Origin of the sequence: Rothia sp. HMSC08A08, from assembly GCF_001808385.1 — a bacterium.
GTDB lineage: Bacteria > Actinomycetota > Actinomycetes > Actinomycetales > Micrococcaceae > Rothia > Rothia dentocariosa.
Map to the genome: position 1 here is coordinate 1 of NZ_KV793071.1, position 17,924 is coordinate 17,924.

At 51.6% G+C, this 17,924-nt stretch carries 15 protein-coding genes and 1 rRNA gene; all 16 read left to right on the top strand.

Annotated elements, in window-relative coordinates; all coding sequences use genetic code 11:
- Positions 1–74 precede the first annotated feature (74 nt).
- The 16 genes from rrf (at position 75) to HMPREF3164_RS05445 (ending at position 17,857) form a co-directional block, all read left to right on the top strand.
- A 5S ribosomal RNA gene (gene rrf, locus HMPREF3164_RS05370) occupies positions 75–193 on the top strand.
- Positions 194–484: 291 nt separating this feature from the next.
- Positions 485–1,615: a tetratricopeptide repeat protein gene (locus HMPREF3164_RS05375; RefSeq protein WP_070449439.1), complete on the top strand. Its 1,131-nt coding sequence runs from the start codon at positions 485–487 to the stop codon at positions 1,613–1,615.
- 62 nt (positions 1,616–1,677) lie between these two features.
- On the top strand, positions 1,678–2,712 hold the full coding sequence (locus HMPREF3164_RS05380; RefSeq protein ID WP_070449441.1) for an HAD-IIA family hydrolase: 1,035 nt from the start codon (positions 1,678–1,680) through the stop codon (positions 2,710–2,712).
- A 3-nt stretch (positions 2,713–2,715) separates the two neighbouring features.
- The gene (locus HMPREF3164_RS05385; RefSeq protein ID WP_004004338.1) at positions 2,716–2,916 is read left to right on the top strand and encodes a hypothetical protein; all 201 of its coding nucleotides are present in this window, start codon (positions 2,716–2,718) and stop codon (positions 2,914–2,916) included.
- A complete protein-coding gene (locus HMPREF3164_RS05390; RefSeq protein WP_070449443.1) occupies positions 2,917–3,651 on the top strand; it encodes a TlyA family RNA methyltransferase in 735 nt (244 codons plus the stop codon).
- Positions 3,652–3,777: 126 nt separating this feature from the next.
- Positions 3,778–4,746, top strand: a complete 969-nt coding sequence (locus HMPREF3164_RS05395; RefSeq protein WP_070449445.1) for an NAD kinase — start codon at positions 3,778–3,780, stop codon at positions 4,744–4,746.
- Between the two features lie 141 nt (positions 4,747–4,887).
- Positions 4,888–6,597, top strand: coding sequence for a DNA repair protein RecN (gene recN / locus HMPREF3164_RS05400; protein WP_070449446.1), 1,710 nt, complete (start codon positions 4,888–4,890; stop codon positions 6,595–6,597).
- 238 nt (positions 6,598–6,835) lie between these two features.
- Positions 6,836–8,533, top strand: a complete 1,698-nt coding sequence (locus HMPREF3164_RS05405) for a CTP synthase (protein WP_070449448.1) — start codon at positions 6,836–6,838, stop codon at positions 8,531–8,533.
- A 151-nt stretch (positions 8,534–8,684) separates the two neighbouring features.
- On the top strand, positions 8,685–9,407 hold the full coding sequence (locus HMPREF3164_RS05410) for an NUDIX domain-containing protein (protein WP_083297351.1): 723 nt from the start codon (positions 8,685–8,687) through the stop codon (positions 9,405–9,407).
- A 6-nt stretch (positions 9,408–9,413) separates the two neighbouring features.
- Positions 9,414–10,589 carry a site-specific tyrosine recombinase XerD gene (locus HMPREF3164_RS05415; RefSeq protein WP_070449450.1) on the top strand — a complete coding sequence of 392 codons (1,176 nt, stop codon included), beginning with the start codon at positions 9,414–9,416 and terminating at the stop codon, positions 10,587–10,589.
- A 343-nt stretch (positions 10,590–10,932) separates the two neighbouring features.
- Positions 10,933–12,360 (top strand): C4-dicarboxylate transporter DctA, encoded by a 1,428-nt coding sequence (locus tag HMPREF3164_RS05420; protein WP_004004345.1) that lies wholly within the window; start codon positions 10,933–10,935, stop codon positions 12,358–12,360.
- Between the two features lie 235 nt (positions 12,361–12,595).
- Entirely contained in the window at positions 12,596–13,492 is an 897-nt protein-coding gene (locus HMPREF3164_RS05425; RefSeq protein WP_013398802.1) for a ParA family protein, read from the top strand.
- A 144-nt stretch (positions 13,493–13,636) separates the two neighbouring features.
- The gene (locus HMPREF3164_RS05430) at positions 13,637–14,629 is read left to right on the top strand and encodes a segregation and condensation protein A (RefSeq protein ID WP_070449452.1); all 993 of its coding nucleotides are present in this window, start codon (positions 13,637–13,639) and stop codon (positions 14,627–14,629) included.
- Positions 14,626–15,561: an SMC-Scp complex subunit ScpB gene (gene scpB, locus HMPREF3164_RS05435; protein WP_048752011.1), complete on the top strand. Its 936-nt coding sequence runs from the start codon at positions 14,626–14,628 to the stop codon at positions 15,559–15,561. Before HMPREF3164_RS05430 ends, scpB begins: the two co-directional genes overlap by 4 nt.
- Positions 15,562–15,647: 86 nt before the next feature.
- On the top strand, positions 15,648–16,721 hold the full coding sequence (locus HMPREF3164_RS05440) for a pseudouridine synthase (protein ID WP_070449454.1): 1,074 nt from the start codon (positions 15,648–15,650) through the stop codon (positions 16,719–16,721).
- Positions 16,721–17,857, top strand: a complete 1,137-nt coding sequence (locus HMPREF3164_RS05445) for a prephenate dehydrogenase (protein WP_070449456.1) — start codon at positions 16,721–16,723, stop codon at positions 17,855–17,857. The genes HMPREF3164_RS05440 and HMPREF3164_RS05445 overlap by 1 nt, the downstream gene beginning before the upstream one ends.
- Positions 17,858–17,924: the final 67 nt, after the last annotated feature.

Below are 17,924 nucleotides of genomic sequence, written 5' to 3' on the forward strand. Positions count from 1 at the left end.
GCGTTCGCTGTATAGTTTTGAAACAACAAACCTGGGCCCCGTTTTTTGTGGGGTGGGTTGTTGTTTGGTGGTTTTGCGGTGGTGATAGCTTGGGGGAAACGCCCAGTATCCTTTTCGAACCTGGTGAGCTAAGCCCTGTGGTGTTGATGGTACTGCATCTTGGTGGGTGTGGGAGAGTAGATGGCTGCCGCAATAAATATTTTGTTTAGAGGTAAGTATGGGTGGGGGTTTCCTGTGAGGGGGAGCTTTCGCTCATGCTTTTTGTGTTTAATTGTGGTTTTTACTCAACAACCCCAACCCGGTAGCCCGCCTTCTACGAGTAGATGCAGAAGAAAAGCTATCTTGTGATCTAGTATCTCTAGGGTATCGGTCTATGCCAACCTGTACTAGAATATAAAAGGTGCATTTAGCACCCTGAGATTATCTTCCATAATTTGTAGCGAAGATTCTGCGTTTGATCCCGCCTTCCCCTTTGAGGAGATTCATGTCTGAGACCCCCCAGTCTAAAAATAAGCAGGGTGCTATTGGTGCTTCCACTGCGAAAAACTCCCAGAAGAGCAACTACCACAGTAACGCTCAACATTCTGATGGGGCTGGGGCAAATCATAAGGATAGCGATGGAGGACGCCGAAACGACTTGAAAAACCCGAATAAATCGCATCGTTTCGGTTTTCGGAGTAAGTCACCTAGGCAGCACGCGTATAAGACAGAGTCTCAGGAGAACGTGCGATCTGTTGACGGTCGAGCGGGTTATCGTCCTGCCAAGCCAAAGGCGCCTGAGATTGACAGTGATGTAACAGGTCGTGAGTTAGACAGTACTACAAGCCGTCAACTTCGCGCGCTTGAGTCTAGGAATGCCGCTACCGTTGCAAAACATCTTGTTATGACTGGACGATATCTGGAGCTTGATCCCCAGTTTGCGCTTGAGCATGCTGTTGCTGCGTCTCGAAGCGCAGGACGTATTTCTGCGGTACGTGAGGCTGTAGGTGTCGCCGCATATGTCGCTGAAGATTACGAACTAGCATTACGTGAATTACGTACGCATCGTCGCATAAGCGGTTCTCTGGATCATCTTGCGCTCCTCGTAGACTGCGAGCGCGCTCTTAACCGTATTTCTAAAGCTCTTGACATGATAGAGGAAGCTAAACGTGAAGAGCTTCCTGCCCCGGTTCGCGTTGAACTCGCCATTGTTGAATCTGGGATATATGCAGATCAGGGCAAAAAATCGCAAGCGATATCGGCCCTTCAAATTCCGCAGCTAAACCCAAAACGGGCTTTCGAATACAGCCCTCGACTCTTCACAGCATATTCCGAGGCTCTAGATAATGCAGGACGAAGCCAGGAAGCAGAACAGTGGGCACGCCTCGCGTTCAGGGCCGAAGCCGCTTTGGGACAGGGTGAGTTCGCCGAGCCTGAGATTTTCGATATTTATGGTGAATCCGAGCTCTTTGAACCTGAGGAACCTGTGCTAGAAGACCTCGAACAACAAAGCAATACTGACGAGGGAACACAGCCAGAGAAGGAAGAGACATATAGTTCTGACAAGTCAAAGAACTTGGCGGTTGCATCTTCTGAATATGAAACGAAGCCTTCCCAAAATGAAACAGAGCAGTAGAAACTATCCGTCCCTCGCCTGAGGCTACTTGCTTTGTCTATAACCAGAAAGAATTGAACATTATGACGAGCGAACCCCTACTAGCTCAGTACGATGCCTTACTTTCAGATCTCGACGGGGTAGTATACGCTGGACCCTACGCTATTGAGGGAGCGCCAGAAGCCTTGAACCGCGCTGAAAGCAGTGGGGTTCCCGTCGTCTTTGTGACTAATAATGCCTCGCGCTCCGTAGAATCTGTAGCGGCTCACCTGCAAGATTTAGGCGTGCGCACGCAGGCGGAACGTGTTGTCAGTTCTGCCCAGGCTGGTGCGGCTTTATTGGCTCAACATGTGCCCGCCGGGTCTAAAATTCTGGTTACCGGTACTGAAGCTTTAGCAGATTGTCTGCGGGCTGTCGCGTTGGAGCCTGTATCATCACAGTCCGACAACCCTGTTGCCGTGGTTCAGGGTTTTAACCCGCAACTCAGCTGGGAAGATTTGGCAGAGGCAGCGTACACTCTCGCTGATCAGAACGTCTTATGGGTTGCCACGAACACAGACCAAACTATTCCTAAGGAACGAGGGCAAGCGCCCGGTAATGGTACTCTAGTAGCGGCGGTAGGCATCGCAGCACGCCGTACTCCGATAGTCGCAGGGAAACCTGAAGCCGCTATTTTTGAGACTGCGGCTCAATCAGTAAAAGCCTCAAAGCCCGTTATTGTAGGGGACCGCCTTGACACCGATATTCTGGGAGCCAACAAAGCTCATATGGCGGGTGCACTTGTGCTGACCGGCGTGCAGACCTATCAGGATGTTATATCGGCGGTCCCTGAACAACGTCCCACATATATTTTGCGCACTCTTGATGACTTTTTCGAACCATATCCACAGATCGAAATTCTCCATGAGGACCACGCGATTACAGCGCATGGACCATCATGGACTGCCAAGGTACAGGGAAACAATATCTATTTAACCGTCCAAGGCTCTTTCGCGCCAGATGACTTTTCCGGCAGCGATGCGGAAGCAGAAGCATGGCGCGTAGCCTGCGCTGCCTGGTGGGCGGCGCATCCGGAGCAGGCAGTGACCCCGAATATTCAAGGCCTTCCCGAGGTTTAACTTATGGGTAAGAAACAACAAAACTCTACAGAAAATGCTGATAGCCATGAGTCCCTTGAAGAAGCTGATTACCAGGAGTTTGAAACACAGCTGCAGGCTGTTTTAGCGATGGATCCTGTAGAGCGTATTCGGGCCTATGGAACCTTAGTTGATAACCTCGAAGATAATGTACGTTTCTCCCGAGAACCCGGGGAGAACTCCTAGGTGCGGCTCGATAAATTTCTTGCCGAGCATGAGCTTGTTGCATCTCGTACTTTAGCGGCAAAACTTATTGATGCCGGGTGCGTGAGTGTTAATGGGAAAATTGTGTATAAGGCATCGCAGCCTGTACATCGTGATGATGATGTACTGGTACAAGAAAGCCCTCTTACAGAATATGTGAGTCGTGCCGGGCATAAACTTGCTGGTGCCTTAGATATTTTTACGCACATAACTGTAGCCGGTCGTCGCTGTCTGGACGCAGGTGCCTCTACCGGAGGATTTACCGACGTACTTTTGCGCCGTGGGGCTTCACATATTGCAGCAGTTGACGTGGGTCACGGTCAACTTGTTGAGTCTTTGCGCATGGACCCCCGAGTTGATGCTTATGAAGGTCTTAACGTGCGTTATCTAACTCCAGAAGATATTGGGGGCTTAGTTTCCCTAGTTGTCTCGGACCTATCCTTTATCTCGTTGACGTTAGTCATAGACGCTCTTGCACAGGTGACTGAAGAAGATGGGGACTTAGTACTCATGGTGAAACCACAATTTGAAGTAGGAAAACACCAAATTGGGCGTGCAGGAGTGGTTAAAGACCCTCAAGCACATGCTTTCGCCGTGCGCAAGGTGCAAGATTCGGCTCAATCATGTGGTCTTCGCGTTATAGATACTGTGCAAAGCCCCTTACTCGGGCAGGATGGTAACGCCGAATTCTTCTTATGGTGCAAGAAGCAGAAGTAACGAAAAAACCTTCTGTCGAAATAATGTTCTAGAAAATATGTTCCAGTGTAGTGGGAAATTCGGCTATACTAAAGAAGTAGTCGTGAGATAATTCGCAAATAACGCCTGCTGTGGGGAGGATAGAACGTGTCAGTAACGGAAAATCGTAAAATTCTAGTCTTTGCGCATACTGGCCGCAAAGAAGCACGGGATGCAGCCCGCCAGGCGTGTAAACAGCTGCATCGCGCAGGTCTAGTGCCCGTGATGAACCGTTCTGATCTGGAAGCCCTGACGGAAAATTGGGACGATCCGGTGCCTGTGCAGGTGGTACATGAGAGTGTTGCGCTTATTGATATTGAGCTTGGTATGGTCCTCGGTGGTGACGGTTCTATCCTGCGTGCCGCAGAAATGGTGCGACATACAAGCATTCCGCTGATCGGCGTGAATCTGGGACACGTAGGATTCTTAGCGGAATCGGAAGAAAGTGATCTGCAAGAAACTGTAGACCGCATCGTCAAGAGCGAGTATGCGGTCGAAGAGCGTATGGCAGTCGACATTGAAGTATGGCACGAGGAGAAACGTGTTCATACGGATTGGGCGCTTAATGAAGTAAGTGTTGAAAAAGGCAACCGCGAGAAGATGATTGAGGTCATCATTGAGGTAGATCGTAAGCCAATAAGCACATTTGGCTGTGATGGTGTGGTGATAGGTACGCCCACGGGGTCCACCGCATACGCATTTTCAGGTGGGGGACCGGTAGTCTGGCCCGAGGTAGAAGCTATATTATTGGTGCCGCTTTCAGCACATGCCCTTTTTGCACGACCGCTAGTAGCATCTCCGTCTTCTATGGTAGCTGTTGAAATGATGGCTCATGGTGCATCCGGTGTGTTGTGGTGCGATGGACGACGTATGAATGATCTGCTGCCCGGTTCCCGCATTGAGGTGCGTAAATCTGAAAAACCAGTGCTTTTGGCACGTATCCACCCCGCCCCGTTCTCTGAACGGCTGGTTCGTAAGTTTGCTCTGCCTATTCGAGGATGGCGAGGCCCAACCTCTGAGGAGGAGCGTGAGGCTTGTGATGCCGGTGAAAAAAACAGTTCGCAAGATCCTCATTAATTTATATCTGGTACCCACGGAAGCCGAATGTTTGTGGGACACTCAAGCAGGAAGTCGGTCAGTGCAATAGAGCCGCACATAGCTTGCGTATGTGGCACGACTCCAGCCCCTATGCGGTAAGGACTTTAAGGTAGACGCATCGTGATTGAAGAAATCCATATTCGGGACTTAGGCATCATTACTGATGCTCGATTACCCTTGCAGCCCGGGCTGTCGGTTCTAACAGGTGAAACTGGTGCCGGTAAAACTATGGTCGTTACGGCGCTTGGTATGCTTCTTGGGGCACGTAGTGATGCTGCAAGTGTGCGTAAAGGGGCAAAGAGCGCCTTAGCGGAAGCTATCGTGCGCCTACCTCAAGAACATAAGGCTTTGACCCTCGCGGAAGAAGTGGGTGGAACAGCTGACCCGGTAGATGAAAAAACAAGCGAACTTCTCTTAGCTCGCACCGTTAATGCTTCTGGGCGTTCTCGGGCACATGTAGGAGGATGCACCGCGCCTGTCGGTAAGCTTTCAGATATTGGGCAAACTCTTGTAGCTGTGCACGGTCAGTCGGATCAATTGCGTCTCAAGTCTGCCAGCGAACAACGTCGTGCACTAGACCTTTATGCGGGCGAAAAGCTTTTTGATCTGTTGGAGAAGTACCAACATACCTATGAGCGGTACCGAGTCGCAGCCGCTGAATATAAAGAGGTTCGTGAGAATTCTCGTGCACGAGCATTAGAGGCGCAAAGCTTGCAGGGGGCGCTTGAAGAAATAGACTCCATAAACCCACAGACGGGCGAGGACGAAGCGCTTAAGAATGAAAGCATCAAACTGATGAATGTTGAGGCGCTTCGTACCGCAACCGGTGTTGCAGCGGCGGCGCTGTCGGGCAGCGAATACACGGAAGGCACAGAGGCAAATGTACTGAGCCTTCTGGACGCGGCACATACATCTCTTTTGGGACAAGCCGATGCCGATAGCGATATAGAGAATTTAGCTCAACGGGTTAACGAACTTTTAGTTCTGGCGACTGATGTTGCCACCGATATTTCTACCTATTCGACCTCGTTAGATTCTGAAGGGCCTGAACGCCTAGCGCAGGTACAGGAGCGTCGTGCGCAGCTGAAAAATTTGACGCGAAAATATGGTGCAGATATTGCGGAAGTCCTTGAGTGGGCCGAAGAATCTCGTGATCGCCTGACTCACCTTGTTGATGATCCAGCGCGACAGGAATCTCTAGAGCAAGAGCTCACCGACCTGCGTCAGGCTTTAGGAGAGCAGGCAGCTCAGCTTATGAAAGCGCGTCAAGAAGCCGCTTCGCGTTTGGCGGATTCTGTTAGTGAAGAACTAACCGCGCTTGCCATGCCGAATGCTTCTCTTGTTGTTGAAGTTGCCGAGGCAGATAAATTTTCAATTCATGGTCGTGACACAGTGACCTTTATGCTTGCTCCGCATCGTGAGGCAACCCCTCGTCCACTTGGGAAAGGCGCCTCTGGAGGTGAGCTTTCGCGCGTAATGCTTGCGTTGGAGGTTGTGTTGGCGGAAGTGGATCCGGTACCTACCTTTATCTTTGACGAAGTAGATTCGGGCGTTGGCGGTAAGGCTGCTATTGAGATTGGTCGCAGGCTTGCAATGCTTGCCCAGCATGTACAAGTTTTGGTGGTAACTCACCTACCACAGGTTGCGGCTTTCGCGGATCAGCATATTCTGGTCCTTAAAAATGATGACGCATCGTTATCGAAAGTACAGGTGCTTTCTGACCAAGAGCGTGTTGTGGAACTCGCTCGTATGCTTGCCGGACACGATCAGTCGGAAGCAGCCCAAGAACACGCGCGAGAACTTTTACGCGCAGGGGGCCAGCTTGAGTAAACAGGTGCTGAAAAGACAACGGTCATAGCTGATATATCTGAGGAGTATTCCAAGGATATTCGGTAGTGTTGGGGCGCAGATATTTCTAGAGGCCGTTGTGGTGCAACACGGTATTCAGCGGTAGGTGAAGCGTTTATTATGGCGTAAAAACTGCGCGAAATACGGGAAAGAGCTCATTAAATCTAGGGAAGAGAAACGCTCTCGTCCGCTAGTGTTCTATTGGATAGGGGAAAAGAAAATGGTAAGCTTGAATTCCGTGGTGAATGAAAATAATAACGCTCTTAACGCGTCCGCTAACGGTAAGGTAACCCGCCAAATCTTTGTTACGGGTGGTGTTGCTTCTTCGCTCGGTAAAGGTCTTTCAGCTTCTTCTCTCGGTCAGATTCTACGTTCTCGTGGTCTATCGGTCACGATGCAGAAATTTGACCCGTACCTTAACGTAGACCCCGGTACCATGAACCCTTTCCAGCACGGCGAAGTCTTTGTAACTGATGATGGTGCTGAAACAGACCTTGATATTGGGCATTACGAACGCTTTCTTGATGAGAACCTTGACCAATCCGCTAACGTTACAACCGGTCAGGTGTACTCGACCGTTATCGCAAAAGAACGTCGCGGAGAATATTTGGGCGATACCGTGCAGGTTATTCCTCATATCACTGATGAAATCAAAGCACGTATGCGTTACGCCGCCGAAATCGAAAACGCGCCCGATATCATCATCACCGAAATCGGCGGTACGGTAGGCGATATTGAATCGCTGCCCTTTATGGAAGCGGCACGCCAAGTACGCCGTGACGTTGGACGTCAGAACGTGTTTTTCCTCCATGTATCTTTGGTACCCTTTATCGGCCCTTCCGGCGAACTCAAAACGAAGCCTACTCAGCATTCCGTTGCAGCATTACGTGGTTTGGGTATCCTGCCTGATGGCTTGATTCTGCGTTGTGAGCGTGATGTTCCGGAATCGCATCGCGCCAAAATCGGTAACGCCTGCGATGTTGATACTGCCGCCGTTATCTCATGTCCCGATGCCCCCAGCATCTACGATATTCCCAAAACCCTTCATTCCCAGAAGCTCGACGATTATATTCTGGATTACTTTGGCATGACTGCCCCTGAGCCAGATTTTACGCAGTGGGATCGTTTGTTGGATGCGGTGCACCGCCCCTCCGCCGACGTTAACATTGCCCTCGTGGGTAAGTATATCGATCTTCCTGATGCATACCTCTCGGTTTCTGAGGCTCTGCGCGCCGGGGGCTTTGCGAATAATGCAAAGGTCAATATCAAATGGGTCGCTGCAGACCTATGCGCCACCGATGAAGACGCAGACCATCAGCTGCACGATATGGATGCCATTTTAGTACCCGGCGGTTTCGGTATTCGCGGTCTGGACGGCAAGATCGGCGCATTGAAATATGCTCGTGAACATAAGATTCCTACTCTGGGCATTTGCCTGGGGCTGCAGTCCATGGTGATTGAGTACGCTCGAAACGTTTTGAATCTTTCTGACGCATCCTCAACCGAGTTTGACCCGGAGACATCGGTTCCGGTCATTGCCACGATTGAAGAACAAAAGCAGTTTGTGGAAGGCGCAGGTGATTTGGGTGGAACCATGCGTTTGGGCCTGTACACAGCTAACCTGGTTCCCGGTTCACAGGTTGCTCAGGCCTATGGCGAGACCGAAGTGGCGGAACGGCATCGTCACCGGTACGAAGTTAATAACGAGTACCGTGAACAGCTTGAGAACGCGGGCTTGGTTATCTCCGGCACTTCGCCGGATTCCTCGCTCGTGGAGTATGTTGAGCTCCCCGCTGATGTGCATCCTTACTATGTGGCGACTCAGGCTCATCCGGAGTACCGTTCGCGTCCTACGCGGCCGCATCCGCTTTTTGCGGGGCTGGTGAAAGCAGCTCTCAATCGTAGCGGTAAAGAGTAAGAACTTTCTTCATAAAAAGTCGCGGACTGCCGATGTAGTCCGCGACTTTGCTCTGCCAAAGGAAAATAGAAACGTCAGCGCTGTCAGCTAATAGCTCTGTCCTTAAGGTTCTGATTCTGGCGACCGTAAGTATGCAAATTAGAATAGGGATATGAACACTTCAGAGAACAAGAATCCGCATCGAATAGACCCTATGTATGCTGATGTGATCGATGCTCCCTCAACGCGAGAAATCCTAAGCCGTGAGGTGCAGTATAGCGGATATGTTCTCCAAGCAGCCGTGGAGCACTATGATCTTGACGGGCAAGGTACCACTTTAACGCGGGATGTTATCGACATGCCCGGTTCCGTTGCGGTTGCTGCGGTGAACAACTGGAATGAGATTCTGCTTCTGCGCCAGTATAGGCATCCCGTGCGTATGAATCTCTGGGAAGTTCCCGCAGGTCTTCTTGACATCACCGGTGAAGACCCTCTTCATGCAGCGCAGCGCGAGCTTGCGGAAGAAGCCGATCTTGGGGCTCATCGCTGGCACAGCCTGGTCGATTATTATACGACTCCGGGAGCCGCTTCGGAAGCGGGTCGTATATACCTCGCCCAAGACCTGTACGAGATTCCTGAAGCAGACCGTATAGTACGCAGGGACGAAGAAGCGGAGATTACCTACCGGTGGGTGCCACTTGAACAAGCCGTACGTCTTGTGCTCGCGGGCCGACTACATAACGGTTTGGCTATTCAGGCTATTCTCGCGTCATATTGCGCAGTCGAGGCTCGGCAAGAGCAACTGCCCTTGCGAGATGCCGCCGATACCTGGGATTTTCATCCTTATGTAGGAGGGCGCCGTATCCGACCCGAAACTTTTAAACACGAGGAATAATTCGCTATGGTTTCTCAGCACCTGAGCGAAGGAATACATCGTATAAGTCCGCTTGAGCGGGATATTGATCAGTATCTTATTCACCTGCGAGTTGAAAAAGGCAGCAGCGAGAATACGATAGCTTCGTATGCACGCGATTTAAAACGATATGTGGAATTTATGGCGTCACGCGGTATCATTGATGCCCACCGAATTCGCACTGCCGATGTGCGTGCCTTTATGCGTGAACTTGCCCAACCTACACTGCCGCGTGCGGGGGAGAACAGAGATTCGGGGCATCCCAGCAAACGTCAGGGAGAAAAACCATCTGAATCTGATACCCGAGCAGAGGAACTCGAAGATACCCTGGAGTCTTTGGCGGTTTCCCTCTACACCTCGGATCAGACAAAGGCTCCTTCAACGAGTACGCGTGATGTCACACTGCCTCTGCCGCTGGGCCCTAATTCAATTGCACGTACCATGGCTGCAGTTCGTGGCGCGCATAGTTTCTGGCATGCTTCGCGCATCCTGGAGACCGATCCTGCCGCTGCCGTGAAACCGCCTAAAAATGTGAAGCGATTGCCCAAAGCCGTATCCGTGGAGCAAATGCAAAAGCTCCTTGCCATTCCCAGTCTTAAGACTCCTACCGGCCTGCGTAATCGAGCGATACTTGAGTTCTTATATGCTACCGGTGCGCGCGTGAGCGAGATGCTGGCAACAGATCTGGACGATATACACCTGGGCGAAAAACCCCGCGATGAAAACGGGGAATCTATTGCCGTGCCTGGGTATGTGCGTCTTTTCGGCAAAGGGGGTAAAGAGCGTTTAGTACCTTTGGGATCCTATGCGCAGAGGGCGCTGGAAGACTACATTGTGCGCGCTCGCCCCAAGTTTGCTTCACACGGTAAAGGCACCGCTGCGCTTTTCCTCAACGGGCGGGGGAGCCGGCTGGGTCGACAGGGAGCATGGCTTATCCTCAAAGAAGCAGCTGAGGAGGCAGGGCTGAGCTCTGATTTTTCGCCCCACTCTATTCGACACTCGTTTGCGACGCATCTTGTACAGGGCGGCGCCGATATTCGCGTGGTTCAGGAACTATTGGGACACGCCTCGATTGCGACTACGCAGGTGTATACCAAGGTTACTCCGGAAGGGATGCTGGAGGTTTACCGGATGGCGCATCCTCGTGCACATGAGCGTACTTAGTAGGTGATTAGTAGAAGTAGACTGTGGGGAATAGCTGCGCGGAAGAACGACGACACTATGTCTGTATAGCTATGCCGACAAATATGCGTTTAAAGAGAAAATACGCCAATAAGATACTATAATTTAGCTTATTTATACGATTTACACTCTAAAGATGTAATATTTATGCTGTTTGTAACAGACATGTAAATATTCTGTTGCAATGGCATATTTTAGTCAGAAAACACCCGCGTTAATGTTGCCGTAGGTGTAGCCTGTATAACATCCTGAATCCGGAACAATAAAGTTCTGGTCGGTATAGACACACAGCACCGTGCGTCCCCGGCGCGAAAGGAAAGAATTAATGAGTACGGAATCCGCAAAGAAACCGTTCTACAAAGACCCAACCCATATGCTCTACCTCTCGGTGATTGCCGCTGTGATCCTTGGGTGTATCTTGGGAATGACCGTTCCCGATTTTGCAAAAGAGCTGCAGCCCATCGGTACTGGTTTTATCGCTCTCATCAAGATGATGATCGCCCCTGTAATTTTCTGTACGATTGTGCTGGGTGTAGGGTCTATTGCTAAGGCAGCAACCGTCGGCAAGGTCGGTGGATTGGCGCTGCTGTACTTCGTACTCATGTCAACCTTTGCCTTAGGAATTGGCCTGGTTGTAGGTAATATTATCGAGCCGGGAAGCTCGCTGCACTATGACCCGGCAACAACGAAATACACGCTTCCGAATTCGTCTGAGGGACATGGCGGTGATAGCACTGTCTCGTTCCTGCTCAACATCGTGCCGACTTCTTTGCTTTCGGCATTGACAAGCGGTAATATTCTGCAAACCCTTTTCGTAGCGCTTTTGACCGGCTTTGCCTTGCAGAAGATGGGACCGGTTGGCGCTCCCATTCTCAAATTTCTGACCTACTGTCAGGCGCTCGTATTCCGTCTGCTCATGATGATTATGTGGTTAGCGCCTGCTGGTGCGCTTGGTGCGATTGCAGCTGTTGTAGGTTCTACGGGTTCCCGTGCGATATCCTCAATGTTTATTTTAATGGTGGCATTCTATATCACTTGTATTCTCTTTGTCGTAATCGTTCTGGGCACTATTCTCAAGCTCGTAACCGGTGTGAATATCTTTACCCTGTTGAAATATCTGGCGCGCGAATATCTCCTCATCTTCTCAACATCCTCGTCGGAGGCGGCGCTGCCGCGTCTTATCGCCAAAATGGAACACTTAGGTGTTTCGAAGCCTGTCGTAGGCGTTGTGGTTCCTACGGGGTATTCCTTTAACCTGGATGGCACCGCAATTTACCTGACGATGAGCGCCCTCTTTGTCGCGGAGGCTATGGGGACTCCACTTGCGTTAGGCGAGCAGATTTCTCTGCTGGTCTTCATGATCATTGCTTCGAAAGGAGCTGCCGGTGTTTCGGGCGCAGGGCTGGCGACCCTGGCAGGCGGTTTGCAGTCACACCGCCCCGACCTTGTTAATGGTGTAGGTTTGATCGTGGGAATCGATCGCTTCATGTCTGAAGCACGTGCGGTCACTAACTTCACAGGCAACGCAGTGGCGACGTTACTCATGGGGAAGATTGTTAAAGAGGTAGATATGGATCGTGTTCATGCGGTGCTGAAAGGGGAGATCCCCTTTGACGAATCCACCATGGGCGGCGAACTACACGGTGACCAATACGTGGATAATGCGGTAAGTCAAAAATCTCCCACCAAACAGATGTCCGTTGTGGCTGAACCAAAGATTAAAAATACTGTAACGCTACCGGAAGATCAATAAGTTAAAAAGTATGCGGGGAGGTGTATCTGTTTCTAGGAGGAAAGCGCCTTCCCGCATATTGCAAGGTCTGATTTAGCATGAGAATTACATAATGCTGTGGCTTATGGTGAGCGGGGCCTCTAGAATTCCCGAATTATTTGTTTTATAGACCTGAACAGAGCGCGATGTAACATAATTCGTACGTAAAGCGAACTCACAAACCTGCTGAGCGGGCGTGTGTGGGGTAACCTTATACATGAAGAGAAAATTCGTTGACGAAGGTGAAGATAAGTTGACCGAAGCACCGGCACAAGAACTCGGACCAACCGGCCGACCCCTACGTGAATATCCCGATCCTGCGCCTATAAGCCAACATGGTCCCGCCCGCATCATCTCAATGGTGAATCAGAAGGGTGGCGTAGGAAAGACGACCTCAACCATAAACCTTGGTGCTGCACTTGCGGAGTGTGGTCGTAAAGTGCTCCTTGTAGACTTTGACCCTCAGGGTGCCCTATCCGCTGGTTTCGGTACAAATCCGCATGAGCTTGAGCTGACCGTGTACAACGTGATGATGGATCGTAAGGTCGATATTAACGACGTTATTCTACCGACCGATATCGAGAACATCGACCTTCTTCCCGCAAACATCGACCTTTCTGCGGCTGAAGTTCAGCTAGTAAACGAAGTTGCTCGCGAGCAGGTACTCGCCTCAGCCCTACGTAAGGTACAGAATGAGTACGATGTTATTCTGATTGACTGTCAGCCCTCGCTCGGCCTGCTAACCGTAAACGCATTGACAGCATCGCATGGCGTTATCATTCCGCTTATATGTGAATTCTTTGCCCTGCGAGCTGTGGCGCTTCTCGTGGACTCTATCGAGAAAGTGCAGGATCGCCTGAACCCGGATCTAGAAATTACCGGCGTTCTTGCGACCATGTTTGACGCCCGCACCATCCATTCTAAAGAAGTGCTTGCACGTATTATTGACGCCTTCGGAGATAAAGTCTTTGACACCGTGATTAAGCGAACCGTTAAATTCCCGGATGCTACAGTATCGGCAGAGCCTATCCTCTCATATGCCAGCAACCACACCGGGGCTCAAGCTTACCGGCAGGTAGCCCGTGAACTTATTTACAAGGGTGGAGCCCGATAAGATCCTGGATCCCATGTGCCTTGACACCACCTATAAACCTTGAAGGTATGGTGTCAAGGCACGTATAATATGGGCGGTACATCCTGTATCTTTCATGATCTCGCAGGTTATCCTGCAATCCCCAGTAAAGGAAATCGGTCACCTATGACCAAAAATGTCGCTGCCGTGAGGGTACCGACACCGCATGAGACGCCTGATGCCTCCAATTCGGTGAACGGTGCCGGATTCACGCTTAATTTACCGAATTTTGAGGGCCCATTCGACCTTCTCCTAACACTGATCACACGTCGTAAGCTCGATATTACAGACATTGCGCTTGCTGAAGTAACCGACGAGTTCCTGGAGTATCTGCATGCCCTATATTCACAGGGCACCGAACGCGCATTAGATGAGGCAAGCGATTTTTTGGTAACGGCCGCGACTCTGCTAGAGCTTAAAGCCGCCCGGCTACTCCCGCAGAATCATGAGCCATTGGATCAGGATGTGGCTCTTCTAGAAGCGCGTGATTTGCTTTTTGCCCGGTTGCTTCAGTACCGCGCCTACCGTGAGGTAGCCGCTATTTTCGCTGATCGTTGGCGCGAAGAGACCCAGCGCTTTCCGCGGACCGTGGCGCTTGAACCTGTATTTGTGAAGGCCCTTCCAGAGCTTGTTTTCAAAGGGGGAGTGGAGGAATTTGCGCGTATTGCAGCGCAAGCATTTGCCCCGAAACCTTCGACTAATCTAGAACCGAACCCGGCTGATGTTGCTGAGGAACTGAATGAGCATCTTCACGGCGCCTCAACAACGATTGCACACGAAGAACAATATATTCTGGATGCGCTTCTTACGTGTAAACCGACGGTATCATCGGTAACATTTTCGGCACTGGTGCATGATGCTCAGGGACTTGACATCGCAGTTGTGCGTTTCTTGGCGCTCTTAGAACTGTATAAAGAGGGTGCGGTAGACGTACATCAGGATGCGCCGCTTGCCGAGATTTCGGTACGTGCTACCGAATATGCGCGTGCTTTTGTTCCTGCTGAACCGGCAGTGTCAGCACATGATACAGGGCAGAGCTACAGCCCAGAACATCGCGATAGCCCGGATGATCTTACCTTTTCAGAGAGCGTTAAAAACGCAGGGGAGGAGACCGCATGAGCGAAGAATCCTTCAACTCCGCTGGTAAGACAGCCGCGCAGCAGCAGGGGAGCCGATTTGAGGATGAATTCACCGAGAATGATTTAGCGATGGTGAACCTAGGCTACTGGGACCCTAGTGCCGATACTGAGACAGACAGTGAATCCGGAGAAGAATCTGATCGCGAAAATGCCTCGGTACCCGAGCAGACTTCTACTGACCAGGAACACAAAGCCGAGACTGAGCGCGATTCTGATAAAAATATAACGTCTTCGGATGCTCGGCATCCCGCGAAGATAACCCGAGCGGTTGCCGCTGATGCAGAGGAATTCTCGCGCGTTGAGCTTATTCCTGGGGGCGTGAAAAGCGCTATTGAAGCTATTCTTGCTGTTGCTGATACTCCTGTAAGCGTGCGCGAACTCTCTGCCGCCCTGATTGTCAATGAACGCAGTATTGAGCATGCTCTTGACGAGCTTTATCGTGAATATAACGGTGACGATTCGGAATATGGTGAAGACACTCCAGCCCACGAGCCGCGTGGTTTTGAGCTTCGCCAAGTTGCCGGTGGCTGGCGGTTGTATTCTCGCACCGATTTTGCTCCCTGGGTAGCGAGGTTTGTGACCCGTTCACAGAGCGCTACCCTGAGCAAAAGCGCATATGAAACCCTGGCAGTTATCGCTTACCGGCAGCCGGTTACGCGTGCCGCAATAGCCGCAGTCCGAGGAACAAACGCAGATGCATCGGTACGTCAGCTGCTACAGCGCCAGCTCGTGCGCGCGGCCGGTAAAGAGGAGGGAACCGGCGCGGTTCTTTACGAGACTACGGAACTTTTCTTGACAAAATTAGGTCTCAACTCTCTGGAAGAGCTTCCCGCGCTTGCGCCTCTTTTACCTGATGAAACCGAGGCAGCAGTGCTCTCTGACAGCCCCTCTGAACACGGTAATCGTAACTAACCTATCCGCCCGCGGACTAAATCTAGGAAGCGGCGGGCACCAAAATCTTGTGAAAACTTCAGGCGAACGACATAAGGAATAAGACTATGACATATGGAAACTCTCGCGGTAAAAACCCCGGGTCGCGGAAACCTCGACCTGGCGTGAAACGTAATGGCGTGGGCGCTAGCTCCTCAACCCGAGGCGGTAAATTTAGCGGCAAAACTTCAGGCGGCGGAAAGCCTAAAGCCGGTACATCAGGGTCTCCACGCGCCGCGCGTAGCCACGGTGCGGGTGCTTCCAAGCGGGATAGGCGGGCGCCGCATCGCCCCTATCGTTCCGGTGAAGCTTTCCCACATGAGCGCGGTGAATACAGGGTAAATAACTACTCTGGGCCACATCGCCCACGCCGTCCCCGTAACGCGCCTGTGGATCATTTTGATTTCTATGATCACGACGGTGTACGCCTGCAAAAATTGATGGCGCAGGCAGGTGTTGCATCGCGTCGTGTATGTGAAGAGATGATCACGGAAGGACGAGTGACCGTTAACGGTGAGGTCGTGACCGAGCTGGGGGTGCGTGTTAATCCTGCCGATGTGATTGTGCAGGTTGATGGTATGACCGTGCAGACTAACGAAAAGCTCATCTACATGGCGTTCAATAAACCTGCTGGCGTCGTTTCCACGATGGAAGACCCCGATGGCCGCCCCTGCATTAAAGATTTTCTACGTGACTCTATGAATGAGCGCGTTTTCCATGTGGGACGATTAGACGTGGAAACCGAGGGGCTGCTGCTTCTTACTAACGACGGCGAGCTTGCAAACCGTTTAACACATCCTTCGTATGAGGTACCCAAAACGTATCTGGTGCAGGTGCGCGGTCCAGTAGAATCAGGTATTGGCGCTGAGCTGAAGAAAGGTATTCGCCTTGAAGACGGCGTATCGAGGGTGGACTCCTTTAAACTTGTGGATTCGGCGCCCGGCCATGTGCTGATTGAAGTGACCATTCACTCGGGCAAGAACCGTATTGTGCGCCGCCTCTTTGAAGCCGTGGGGTATCCTGTGGAGAAACTTGTTCGTGTGCAGATGGGTCCCATTCGTATCGGATCGCAGAAGCAGGGGACTGTTCGTAATCTTTCTAAAGTCGAAATTGGGCATCTGCTTGCTTCGGTGGAGATGTAATGACAGAAACAACTATGACCCCCATGCTGGAAGGACCGGTCCTCGTGGTAGGGGCTGGCCTATTGGGTGCATCTATCGGGCTAGGTTTGCGTGCTGCGGGGCTTGAAGTTTATCTGCAGGATATTTCGCCCACCGTTGAAGCCGTCGCCGAAGATATTGGGGCAGGAACCCGGCTCGATACCCTTGAGCCCGATGAGCGTGAGTCTTTCGCCCCGCAGCTGGTAGTTGTGGCTTCTCCGCCGGATATAGCCGGAAAACTTTGCATACAGGCATTGCGGGAGTATGCGCCTAGCCCCGGATATGCGGGCGCTACCGTGACCGACATTGCCTCCGTTAAAGTACAGCCTTTAGAGCAGGTGCTTGCCTCTGATGCTGATGCTTCACGATACGTTGGTTCGCACCCGATGGCTGGGCGTGAAAAGACCGGCCCGGTTGCGGCGCGTGGGGAGCTTTTTCAGGCGCGTCCCTGGATTATCTGCGAACATGACGATGCACGTATCGAGTGCGTGCGATTAGTGCGCGCCCTTGCGGTAGAGCTTGGCTCTTTCGTGACGACTCTTAGCGCTGAAGAACATGACGAAACGGTTGCGTTGATTTCACATCTGCCGCAGGCTATGAGCTCCCTGCTAGCGACTCGGCTGCAGGAAACTCCCTTATATGCGCTTGGTTTAGCGGGGCAAGGGCTTCGCGATACGGTCCGCATTGCTGCTTCCGACCCCGCACTCTGGGTGCAGATTTTTGCGGCGAACGCAGCGCCTATCGTGAAGAGCCTCTATGGTGTGCGAGAAGATTTAAACCGTCTGATTGAAACATTGGAAGATCCTTCGGCATCGGGCGCCAGGCTTGATCTTGCGCAGCTGATGAGCAAAGGCAACGCCGGTGTGGCGCGCATCCCCGGTAAACACGGCGGAGTTCCGACGGCTTTTGCGACCCTCACCGTTTTGGTTGATGATGAGCCCGGAACTTTGGCACGGATGCTGGCAGATATTGGCGACTTGGGGATTAACCTTGAAGATTTGCGGCTGGAGCACTCCACAGGCGCGCCCGTCGGCATGGCTGAGGTCTCGGTAAACCCGGCAAAACACGACTATTTGGTAGACGGGCTTACGGAACGAGGCTGGAAAGTCGTAAAATAGCTGGCGTTCCTCAGCAGTTACCCCTCCCGTAAGCCTGGATATTCAAGATTATTTTGACACTCAACAT